Raw genomic sequence first — 12,071 nt, 5'->3', positions numbered from 1 at the left:
TCATGGGCAAACAAGAAACAAGCCTTTTCGCCGACCATGGTTTCTCGATGGCGTGTCATCGAAGCGATGGCCCTACCCCTGCTCACCCTGTTGTTCCTAGGGCTCTGGCAAGGATTCCGTCATCACACCGATGCGATCCGTGCGCTGCGACTTCAACTCCATGAGCTCGAACAACAACAAACCGAGGTGAACACCACCAATTTGATGGAGGAACAGCTGGAGTTCCTGCAACGCCGTCAACAGGATCTAGAGAAGCAGATTGGCGAATCAAGGCGATCCCAGCAGGACTGGCTCACGCAGGAACGTCAACGACGCCAGAGACTTGAATCAACGCCCAAGCCCGTAGAACGAGAGATGAAGCCTGCGTTCAAACCAAACACGAGCCTGGACTTCATCCCTATCCCTTAACGGCATCCCCACTGGCATTGGGAAGGATGAAACGCTGGAGCAGCACAAACATCACCAGCACCGGCAGGATCGACACCACTGAACCGGCTGCCACAATCCGCCAATCGAGGGAAAAGCTGCTGGCCAGTTGCTGCAGTCCGAGCGGCAGGGTGAACAGGCCTGGATCATCAAGGATCACCAAGGGCCAGAGGAAGTCACTCCAGGTGCCGATGAATACGAACATCGCCAGGGTGATCAAATCAGCCTTAGCCGCAGGAATCATCACGTTCCACCACTCACCGAGCTTGCTGCAACCATCGATGCGAGCGGCCTCTTCCAGTTCAACGGGCACACCGAGGAAGCTTTGCCGCAAGAGATACAAGCCAAAGGCGGTTGCCGCCTGAGGAATCACCAGCGCCATCAAGGTGTTGCGCAGGCCAAGCTGAACCATCAGCAGATACAGCGGAATCATCACCACCTGGAAAGGGATGAGAATCGTTGCCACCACAAGGGCCAACACAAGGCCCCGTCCAAAAAAGCGCATCCGCGCCAGGGGGTAAGCCGCAAGGGAGCAGAACAAAAGATTGGCCACCACCGCAAGAAAACTGACGATGGAGCTGTTGAAGATGTAAGTCCAAAGCGGGTTATCACGAAACAGCCGCCCATAGGCATCGAGGCTGGGCTGGCTCGGAAACAGCGAAGGAGGGCTCGTGAAGATGTCTTCAGCGGGACCTTTTAAAGACGTGCTCACCAGCCACAGCAGAGGAACCAGCACGGCAAGTGCCAGCAGGATCAGCAGCAGCAACTGCAGCAGGGGAGCCGGACGCAGGGTGGACTTAAGCGACATGGATTTGAGCGCCATCGAGCCCTAATTAATGGACCGGGCTGGAATCCAGCTCAGCCATATCCCGTTGGGGATGGATGGTTGGTCCGGCTGTTCCTGTCACAAGACGATTGAGAGCATTCACAAAGGCCTCGGCGGCGGCCACCACCACATCGGTATGAGCGGAATGACCGGAATAGAGCTGGCCGTCGCGGCGCAGACGAATGGTGACATCACCCATGGCATCAATCCCTTCGGTGACCGACTTCACAGAAAACTCCACCAATTCATTGGGCTCCCCTGCCAGTTGATTCAGAGAACGGCACACCGCATCCACCGGTCCGGTGCCCACAGACGCTGCGGTTTGTTCCTGGCCATTTTCATCGGCGAGGGTCACCGTGGCTGTGGGCTGAAGACTATTTCCGCAGCTCACCTGCACCAACTTGAGCTGATATTTGGCATCGGGCTGTTGCACCTGAACGCTGACGATCGACTCCAGATCGCGGTCTGTGATCTCCCGTTTGCGATCGGCAAGATCCTTGAAGCGGGCAAAGGCATCATCAAGGTCTTCACGGCTGAGGTCGTAGCCGAGCTCTTCGAGGCGAGCCCGAACAGCGCTGCGGCCGCTGAGCTTGCCCAAGGAAATCCGGTTGTCAGAGAGCCCCACGGTTCGGGCATCAACGATTTCGTAGGTGAGCCGGTTTTTGAGCACACCGTCTTGATGGATGCCCGATTCATGGGCAAAAGCATTGGCACCCACAATCGCCTTGTTGGGCTGCACCACCATGCCAGTGAGATTGGAAACCAAACGCGAGGTCTTTGTGATTTCTTCCGTTCGAATTCCCGTGAGGGGCGTTGGTGAATTCTCGTCTCGTCCAAAGAAGGGATTGAAATAGCGCCGGCGCACATGCATGGCCATCACCAGCTCTTCGAGAGCGGCATTACCAGCGCGTTCACCGATGCCATTCACCGTGCATTCCAGCTGACGGGCCCCCGATTTCACGGCCTCAAGGAAATTGGCGACGGCCAGCCCGAGATCGTTGTGGCCATGCACGGAAATCACCGCGTCATCGATGTTCGGCACATGCTGATTAATGCCCGCAATCAGACTCCCAAATTCAGACGGTGTGGTGTAGCCCACCGTGTCTGGAATATTGACGGTGGTGGCACCAGCAGCAATCGCCGCTTCGATCACTTCGTACAAAAACTCAGGATCGCTGCGTCCGGCGTCCTCACAGGAAAATTCAACATCGTCCACGAAGGAGCGGGCGTAGGCCACCATCTCGGGAACGATGCCCAGCACGTCTTTGCGGCTCTTGCGCAATTTGTGCTCGAGATGGATGTCGCTGGTGGCAATAAAGGTATGGATGCGGCGGTTGGGGGCCGGGGCCACAGCATCAGCGCAGGCCTTGATGTCGCCGCGGGAGGCGCGGGCCAAACCACAGATGATCGGGCCGTTCTCACCACCAACCTGCTGGGCAATGCGCTGCACAGCAGCAAAATCACCATGGCTCGCGAAGGGGAAGCCAGCCTCGATCACATCCACGCCAAGACGGGCCAGTTGCTGCGCAATCGCCAACTTCTCCTCGAGGTTGAGGCTGGCTCCGGGGGATTGTTCACCATCTCTAAGAGTGGTGTCGAAGATCAATACGCGGCCTGGATCCTTGGCCATGGCTAAAGCCTCGAAGGGTTTTAGTCGGAATGACTATGAGTTACGCCATCTTAATCGAGGCGGGCGTTACGAGCCGGCGGCTTTAGGGAGAAATACCGGTACATTCACATCAGTGATCAAGCAGGTGAGCGTTGGCCCAAGGAGCATTAGCCCTTGTTCTCCATGCGCACCTTCCCTATGTGCGGGCAAGCGAAGCGAATTCGCTGGAAGAAGACTGGTTTTTTCAAGCATTAATCGAGTGCTATCTCCCCTTGGTGGAGATGTTGGAGGCGGCTGCAGGCGATCCAAAACAGCAAGCACGGCTCACGATGGGGATCTCACCAACCCTGTTGTCGCTGCTCGCAGACAGCACCCTCCACGAACGCTTCCCGAACTGGGTTCAAGCGCGCTTGCAGCTGCTGCAACAGGCCCCCAGCGATCGCAAAGCCGCTGCACTGCACCTTCAGAGTTGCTTTGAGCGCTACCTGTGCAGCTGGCACAACAGCAACGGTGATCTGATCGGACGCTTTAGCGCCCTGCAACAACAAGGAGTGCTCGACCTGCTCACCTGCGGTGCCACCCACGGCTACATGCCGTTGCTGCGAGAACACCCGGAAGCTGTTCGGGCCCAGTTGCGCACCGCAGTTCGAGAACATCATCGCCTGATCGGCCAGCAACCACTGGGGATCTGGCTACCGGAATGCGCTTACTACGAGGGCCTTGATGTATGGATGCGCGATGCAGGTTTGCGCTACGCGGTACTGGATGGCCATGGTTTGCTCCACGCCAAGCCAAGGCCCAGATACGGGGTCTACGCCCCGATTAGCAGCCGCAATGGTGTGGCCTTTTTCGGGCGCGACAGCGATGCCACCCTGCCGGTCTGGTCCGCGCGTGATGGCTACCCCGGCGATCCTGCCTACCGGGAATTCCACCGTGATCTGGGCTGGGATCTCCCTCAAGAGCAAATTGAAGCCTTTGGACTGCCCACCCAACGACCGCTGGGCCTCAAGTTGCATCGCGTTAGCGACCAACGCGCTCCGCTGGATGCCAAACAGCCCTATGAACCAGAGCTTGCTCAGGCACGCACCAAGGACCACGCCAAGCATTACCTCGAGGGCCGGCGTCTGCAACTCGAGGCCCTTGAAGAGCGCATGGAAACGGCTCCCTTATTGGTGGCGCCATTTGATGCCGAACTGTTTGGCCACTGGTGGTATGAAGGCCCATCGTTTTTAGCTGAGCTGTTCCGGCAAGGACCGGAGCAACAGGTGACGTTCACCACCCTGCGCGGGGTGCTCAGCAAAACTCCCAATCTGCAAATCTGCGATCCCTCTCCCTCCAGCTGGGGACAAGGGGGATTTCACGATTATTGGCTCAACGACAGCAACGCCTGGATCATTCCGGAATGGAGCCGCGCCGGCAGAGCGATGAAAGAACGCTGCAGCCGCGGGGTTGGCAGTGAACAAGGGCTGCGCATGCTCCATCAAGCTGGCCGCGAATTGCTGCTGTCTCAGTCGTCAGACTGGAGTTTCATCCTGCGCGCAGGCACCACCACTGGACTGGCCAAAGAACGCATCGAACGCCACTTAGAACGCTTTTGGACGCTGATGGCCTGCATCGATGGCCGAGACAGCATGAGTGAAACCTGGCTCAACGATGTGGAATCAGAAGATTCCCTATTCCCTTTGATTCAACCTGCTGATTGGAAACAAGTGGCTGTTTAAAACTCAATAACAAAACCTCCCCGAAGGGAGGCTTTGTTCAACAATCCTCTCTCTGCAGGACAAGAGCAAATCAGAGCTGGTTCAATCAGACTTAGCCCAATCAGAACTGGAAGGTCATCCCACCGCTCGCGCGCCAGTTCGTTCCCCTATTGCCTCCCCATACTTCCGCCCCACCACGCAAGTAAGCCTTCACCGTGGTGGATTCAATCTTGGCCACGCTGTAATCAAGACCCGCTTCAATCAATCCGCCGTTTTGATTCTCTTGATTGGATCCCACTGAATAGGTCTTATCGCTGAAACCAAAGCCAATCGTTTGGTCTTCATTTCCCATATTCCAATCCCCAAGCCAGGCCAGCTTCACGCTGGGGGTCAATAGCCCCGTATCTCCTGTCTTCATCGGCCAGGCAAACTTCATGCCTAGTGCCGTTTGCAAATAATTCGTGTTGCGGCCCTTATAGGTCAGGCCCAAACGATCATCATCGGCCGATTCACTAAACCTGTTCTCGTTATTGCCTGACCAGGTCGCTGTGAACTGCGGCTCGAAATAGGTGCTACCACTCTGGAATGGTGCGCCAATCCTCAGCGCTCCCACCATCGAACTAGAGGACTTTTCGCCCTTGGCTGTTCCTGCTGTGTACATGGCCCCGTACTCATTAATCGTCCGCCGCTGCTCGCCGCTGAATCCTGTTGCTCCGAGCAATCCCTGCACATAGAAATTGTTGGTCCAGTAATCAGCCGTGATGCCGCCGCCCCAACCATCGGCATTCCAGCCGCCGCCACCAAAGGTGTCGCCGCTGTTGGTCTGCCACAGGCTGATGTCGCCATAGTTGGCATAAGCGCCCAACTGGAACGACTCACTCAGCGAGACATCCGCTCCAACCACTCCGCCGCCACCGGAGATGCCGTAAGGGTTATAAACCGTTCCCGTCTCTCCGTTGTAATCACCAGAGGAACCACCAAAGCCGCGGAACCAACCACGCACTCCCTCAACATCTGCATACTCAGCCGTTAAAGAATCATCCTCGGCGTAGGTTCTGCCGTTCACCTCAATCACGTGCTGCTCTTGATGATCAGCAGCGATTTGCGCATCTGCAATCACCAGCGGCTGAGGATCAACCTTTTGCTCTAAATACTCACCAGCTGCTGCATCATTCAGCTCACCGCTCTTGCTCCACAAGCCGCGCACCGGTTCAACTGCAGGCTCAACCACTGGTTCCACCTCAAGCTCGGTGACAGGTTCAACCGCGGCAACCTCCACTTCCGTAAACCGGCGCATTGGTGTGCGCTCAAAAATCGTATCGGCAAGCAAATTATTGTAATTAGCCATCGCTTGGCCCGCAGCATCAATATTGCGCGGGCAGAATCCACGCCGTGCACCCTCAGAAAAATCTTCTGTAGACATAAGCGGGAATTGATTGAACATGTCTTGTGACAGGCCGCCCTGGGCGCTGCCGCAAAAATTAGAAATTCGAGCATTAGGATTAACGCCACCAACATTTACCTTCAATGATCCCTTGACCAACTCAACCTCACGCGTCGCTCCCTTTGGATCAACAGGAACTCCAGCAGCATTAAACTTCAAATAGTCGTAATCACTTCCATCTGGGGCGACAAGCAATAGATAGGTGTTACTAAACATTGTCGAATACTCTGCAGCCGTTAAATCACCCTCTGTGAAATCAAGTACATTCCACGTTCCTTCATACTGAGATCGATCAGAATTACGATCAGCGTCGGTAACAGGGTTAAAGAGATAAACATTACCACCAGTATAAGTAAAACGACCGCCATTATCATTACCCTGCGCGTCTACACCAATGCGCATTGAATACGAATCTTTCTCACCAAAACCAACAACCAATCCTGGATTATTAGTTCCAAGCCCAGCCCCTTTGCCAGGCTCATTAGGAACCACAGCAACTGTATTCAACGTAAAATTCGTGAATGCAGCCGTATCATCATCAGCAGCCCACAGCTGACCACCCGTCAAAGAACCTGTTCCTAAATTCACACCATCACGCAGAAAAGTTCTGCCGCTCGTGGCATTTAATATTGCGTTAGTACCCGTAATACCGATCAACATACCACCATTTGAGGTAATTGTTCCTGGTAAATTTCCGCCCTGAATCTTGGCAGTATTCTTCAAGATATCATCCAATGTTCCGCTACCATTACCTCCATTCAGCGCAAGAGAATCAATTACTGGAGATTGATTATTTAAGTCAAGTGTTCCACCGTAATTTACTACTGTCGCAGAAGCCTGAGGAATACCTTTTGGATTACCTAGCCTTAAGGTTCCTCCGCTAATAGTCGTGCTTCCCAGATAGTCATTTTTCGAGCCCGAGATAGTTAATACACCGCTTCCGATCTTTGAAAGGCCTCCATCACCACGGAGATAACCAGAGAATGTAGTATTTCGATTATTGCCACCAGTCGTTAACACTTTACCAGGAAACACTTGTATGTCGCCAGCACCTTCAATAGAGCCAACAGTATCTGTACTTGCAACTTTATATACAGCGCCTTGACTCACAGAAACTGCGGTTACATCGCTGAGAGAGCCTGTTACTTTAAATATGCCAGATAAAATATTAGTATCTCCAATGTAGGAATTGGCGCCAGACAAAGTCGTCGTGCCATTTCCTAAAAAGCTTAGTCCTCCCTGACCAGACAGAACACCTCTCAACTCAATATTTAAATCGTTATTGTGAATTGCATTACCAATAACATTATTAACAACAAAGTTATCATCTGAGTAAAGCGCATTTTTGTCAAACAGAAGCGTACCGCCCTCAAAAACAGGACGAACCTGACCGGTCAGCAACTCCTTAGAAGTATACCAAGTTTTTTCCAGATTTACAGGAGGAATGTCATCACTATATTCGTATTCGCACAAATTAAGAGATACCGAATAAGCGACATTTTCAACCGTATAAGCTCGAACTTCTTTATCTAGCACATTCGGCTGATGTGTCCCTCCTTCAAATCCCCTTAGCCTATTTGCACTCCCAATTCCCGTTGGGAATTGAAGACTAATAACTTGGGAGATACTTTTAGCAACCTTATTACTGCTCCCATTAGTATAGTAATCAAATCCCCAAACAGACTGCCCTTCGTTAGACCAGTGATTTCTATTCGTTTCAAGTCCCTTATCTACTTTCCCGTTATTACCATTTTCTGGGTTGACAGGAACGGTGGACGAATACTCAGCCCTATCAGTGTTACCATTAATCCCAAACCCTTTAACATTTTCTCCAGCAAAATAATATGTCCCAGTAGTTGTACCAATACAATAAACTTTACCGTCGCTACCTTTTACAAGATTGTAATCACTTGCCATTGCTTTGGGCAAAAAAGAACATGCAACTACAGCACCAAAAGCTGTGACAGTGAAATGTCGAAGTTTCATTTAATAAATGAATTTTTTCAACTTTGGGCTGCTTTCTGGAACTTGGCAACGCGCATTCTCGTCTGATCACGAAATATCTGCACTTTTCGAACCAAAGCGAACAAAGAAGTGGTTGCAGCTATTAATTTAATATTTACTTAACACAAAACATCATGCGTTAAGCCGGAGTCATAAATCGCTTGAAAATTTTTGTGCCCCCAGCACCAACCCGCGCCTCACATCCCAAGGTGAGATCGCAAACAGACGCAGCATCACGCCCATCAGTTGCGGCAACGGCAAGGTGTTGGTGAGGAAGCCACTCCAATCCGCTTGCGATAGCTGAAAAAAGCTCGTGAAGTGGCGGCGCAATAGCCGTTCATCGAAGCCCATCAAACGGCCTAAACCAAACTGAAACAGGCGGTGGCGCAACACCAACTCCATCGGCCACAGAGCTTGCCAGCCCACGCGCGCCAGAGCTGCAGATCCCATCGCTGGTTGCTCTTTTAAAGCCGCGGCCAAGGCGTCCGCCAATCCAGGCCCGCGTCTTAATAACGCTCCCACCATGTAGCCAGAAGCTGGATGCACCATGCTCGCCGCACCGCCAAAGGCGAGCAGCGGCTGGTTGAAATCAGGTAGCGGCAAATTCATCGGAAACAAACAATGCTCCTCATCAATCACTTCGGTGATCGCATTTCCCGCCTTGGCCAGGCGTTGCTCTAGGCGTTGTTTCAATTCAGCTTCAGGAAAAGCCGGTGCGAGAGCTAGCGATGTTTCCTCCACGAAATACACCCCATCACCAAAATCCATCGCATACAGAAAAGTAGGAGGTTGCTGGCGTTGCTCAGAGCTGAGGTGATCGCAGCGAAAATCCATCAGCACGAATTGGCCTGGCTCCACTGGAGCTTTTTGAAAGCGACCCACCACGCCATAGGCCGCTTGCCCAGCGACAGGCCCTTGGTCCGGCCGGCGGATGTGCGGCGATCGGTGACCTGAAGCGTCAATCACCACCCGGGCCAGGCGCCGCTTCCCCGAGGCGCAATCCACTCTGGTGCGATCAGCCTTCAGCTCGATGCGATCGACGCTGTCTTGATGCCAGGTGATTCCCTCACCATGGCCCAACCAGTACTGCTGAAGCTTGTGGCGATCAAACAGCCCGTAATCCAGCCCGTGCGGCGTGGCTTGATCGTCTGCATCAGAGCCACCCGCGCCATAAAAACTCACCGTGTTGCTCCAGCGGTGTTCGAGCAAATCCTCCAGGCCTAAGAGCTCAAGTTCCTTCGCCCAAATCCCGTAGGTGTTCGGCCAAGGGGCATCCACCGGATTCGGTGCAATGCCCTCCACCAACACTCCGCGCTGATGCAATTCAGAAGCGATGCAAAGGGCGGCCGGACCGCCCCCGATCACCAGCACATCGGCGCCATCAGCCAAGGTCAGCCCTCAGCTGATGGTTCAGACGACTCCTCTGCACTGGCTTCGTTGTCGTCGTCCGTTTCGGCTTCAGGTGGAACCAACACCACATCGGCCAAACGATCTCCCTTATCGAGCCGCTGCAAGCGCACACCTGTGGCTGCGCGGGATTGCTGCGGGATTGCATCAGCACTGGTGCGCACAATCACACCTTTTTCGCTCACCAGCAGCAGCTCCTCACCCGCACCCAGCACCCGCAAGCCCACAAGTTCATCGGCATCGGTGCGGAACTTCATCGCCCGCAGGCCCATGCCAGCCCGCTTTTGCAAACGGAACTGCGTAACCGGCACCCGTTTGCCAAGGCCAGAGGCCGAGGCCACCAGCACCCAAGGGCCTTCCGCCACCGCAGCAGTGTCGCCCTCATCACTGCCTTCATCGCCCTCATCGCTACTGGCAGCGATTTGATCCGCCAACTCCACCGGCAACACGTCCATGCTCACCAAGCTGTCGCCAGCGCGCAGATTCATCGAGCGCACGCCACGAGCCGTACGCCCCAATGGGCGCAGCTCGTTGTCATTGAGCCGGAAGTGAATCGTCATTCCTGCTCGAGACCCAATCAGCACGCTGTCTCCAGGCACAGCAAGCCGCACCCAAGTGAGCGCATCACCCTCTTCCAGGCCGATGGCAATCAAACCGTTGGAGCGGATGTTGCTAAAGGCCGAAAGCCTGGTGCGTTTGATGTATCCGCCCGTGGTGAGCATCAACAAGTCGGTGTCATCGTTGAATTCGGACACCGCCAGCAACGACGTAATCGCCTCTTCCCGAGGGATGGGCAGCAGCTGCACGATCGGTGTGCCCTTCGCAGTACGGCTGCACTGAGGCACCCGGTAGGCAGGCACGGCATACGACACGCCGCGATCGCTAAACAGCAACAAGGTGTCGTGGTCGTTGCAGCCAATAAAGAGTTTGACCGCCTCTTCCCCTTGGCTGCGCGTACCGGCTTTGCCGCGCGTGCCGCGGCTGGTGGCTTCAAATTCACTCACCGGCATCCGCTTGAGATACCCCGTTTCGGTGAGCAACACCACGGAGCGCTCATTGGCGATCAGATCGATGTCTTCCAGACCACCGGCAAGATCCAGAATCTCAGTGCGGCGAGGAACGGCATGGCGATCGCGCAGCTGCCCCAGCTCGTCTTCGATGATCCCGAACACCCGCTCCCTACGGCCAAGGATGTCCTTGTAGTCGGCGATCTTCGTGACAAGATCCTCGTGCTCCAAGCGGATCTTGTCCGCTTCCAACGCCGTAAGACGCCTGAGCTGCATCTGCAAGATGGCGTCTGCTTGCACAGCAGACAAACCATGGCGCTCCTGCAACTGCGTGCGCGCTGTTGCGGCATCGGGTGCCGCACGAATCAGGGCAATGATCGGATCAAGTTGGTCCAGGGCCAGCAACAAGCCCAGGAGAATGTGATCGCGCTCTTCCGCCTTGCGCAGCAGATAGCGCGTGCGGCGTTCAATCGTCTCAACTCTGAACTCGAGGAACACCTCGAGCATCTTGCGCAAGGTGAGCAGGATCGGCTCGCTGTTCACCAACGCCAGCATGTGGGCGCTGAAATTGCTCTGGAGCGGGGTGAGCTTGTAGAGGTTGTTGAGCACCACCTGCGGGTAGGCGTCGCGGCGCAGTTCCACCACCACGCGCATCCCATCGCGATCGCTTTCATCGCGAATATCGGAAATCCCTTCCAGCTTCTTGTCGTTCACCATCTCGGCGATGCGTTCAATCATCGCCGCCTTATTGGTTTGGTAAGGCAGGGCCGTGATGATCACCGCATCACGATCCGGGCGACCGGTCGCCTCGATCGTTTCGATCCCCGCAACCCCTCGCATCGTCACCGAGCCGCGGCCGGTGAGATAGGTCTCACGAATGCCGCTGCGACCCAGGATTTGACCGCCGGTGGGGAAGTCAGGGCCTGGGATCAGGGTCATCAGCTCCTGATCTGTGATCTCCGGGTTGCTGATTAAGGCCAGCAGACCAGTGATCAGTTCTCCGAGGTTGTGCGGAGGAATATTGGTGGCCATGCCCACCGCAATTCCCGCTGATCCATTCAGGAGCAGCTGGGGGATCCGTGATGGCAGAACGGTGGGTTCTTGCTGCGAACCATCGAAGTTGTCGGCGAAATCAACCGTTTCAGCCTCGATATCTTCAAGGAGGCTGTCGGTGGTGAGCGCCTGCAACCGCGATTCGGTGTAACGCATGGCGGCCGGTGGGTCGTTGTCGACCGATCCGAAGTTGCCATGCCCATCAATCAGCGGCATGGACATCGAAAAGTCCTGGGCCATGCGCACCAGGGCGTCGTAGACCGCCGTATCACCATGCGGGTGGTACTTACCAAGCACCTCGCCCACCACACGGGCGCACTTCCGGTAGGGCCGATCACTGGTGAGCCCGAGCTCGTACATGGCGTACAAAATTCGCCGGTGCACGGGCTTAAGCCCATCTCGAGCGTCGGGCAGCGCACGCCCAACGATCACGCTCATCGCGTACTCCAGATAGGAGCGCGACATTTCCTTGCGCAAATCTGTCTGGATGATCCGTTCGTCGGATTCGCCGGGACCGCCGCTGCCGGGTCCCACTGGATCCGCCATACAAGACCTAAATGCCTTTTCCCATCTTATCGCGAGAAGGACGCTCGAC

General features: G+C 54.9%; 7 protein-coding genes. 2 read left to right on the top strand and 5 right to left on the bottom strand.

Going from position 1 to position 12,071, the window contains the following annotated elements; genetic code table 11:
• The first annotated feature begins 36 nt into the window (after nt 1-36).
• The gene (locus SynMVIR181_RS04680) at nt 37-408 is read left to right on the top strand and encodes a hypothetical protein (protein WP_186590154.1); all 372 of its coding nucleotides are present in this window, start codon (nt 37-39) and stop codon (nt 406-408) included.
• On the opposite strand, the gene SynMVIR181_RS04675 is transcribed toward SynMVIR181_RS04680, so the two are convergent.
• Nucleotides 398-1,249 (bottom strand): carbohydrate ABC transporter permease, encoded by an 852-nt coding sequence (locus SynMVIR181_RS04675; RefSeq protein WP_255444445.1) that lies wholly within the window; start codon nt 1,247-1,249, stop codon nt 398-400. The two genes, SynMVIR181_RS04680 and SynMVIR181_RS04675, sit on opposite strands and share 11 nt — an antisense overlap.
• 10 nt (nt 1,250-1,259) lie before the next feature.
• Nucleotides 1,260-2,882, bottom strand: coding sequence for a 2-isopropylmalate synthase (locus tag SynMVIR181_RS04670; protein WP_186590152.1), 1,623 nt, complete (start codon nt 2,880-2,882; stop codon nt 1,260-1,262).
• A 131-nt stretch (nt 2,883-3,013) separates the two neighbouring features.
• Here SynMVIR181_RS04670 and SynMVIR181_RS04665 point away from each other — a divergent pair, with 131 nt between their 5' ends.
• Entirely contained in the window at nt 3,014-4,582 is a 1,569-nt protein-coding gene (locus tag SynMVIR181_RS04665) for a glycoside hydrolase family 57 protein (protein ID WP_186590151.1), read from the top strand.
• A gap of 100 nt (nt 4,583-4,682) precedes the next feature.
• Here SynMVIR181_RS04665 and SynMVIR181_RS04660 read toward each other — a convergent pair whose 3' ends face one another.
• From SynMVIR181_RS04660 to gyrA, 3 genes are all read right to left on the bottom strand, one after another.
• Entirely contained in the window at nt 4,683-7,991 is a 3,309-nt protein-coding gene (locus SynMVIR181_RS04660; protein ID WP_186590150.1) for an autotransporter outer membrane beta-barrel domain-containing protein, read from the bottom strand.
• Nucleotides 7,992-8,159: 168 nt separating this feature from the next.
• Complete coding sequence (gene crtL / locus SynMVIR181_RS04655) at nt 8,160-9,398, bottom strand: lycopene beta cyclase (protein ID WP_186590149.1); 1,239 nt, start codon at nt 9,396-9,398, stop codon at nt 8,160-8,162.
• 2 nt (nt 9,399-9,400) lie between these two features.
• Nucleotides 9,401-12,022, bottom strand: a complete 2,622-nt coding sequence (gyrA, locus tag SynMVIR181_RS04650; protein ID WP_186590148.1) for a DNA gyrase subunit A — start codon at nt 12,020-12,022, stop codon at nt 9,401-9,403.
• Between the last annotated feature and the right edge of the window lie 49 nt (nt 12,023-12,071).

Source organism: Synechococcus sp. MVIR-18-1, from assembly GCF_014279835.1.
In the GTDB taxonomy this organism is placed as follows: domain Bacteria; phylum Cyanobacteriota; class Cyanobacteriia; order PCC-6307; family Cyanobiaceae; genus Synechococcus_C.
This window is presented reverse-complemented; position numbering and strand designations above follow the sequence as displayed.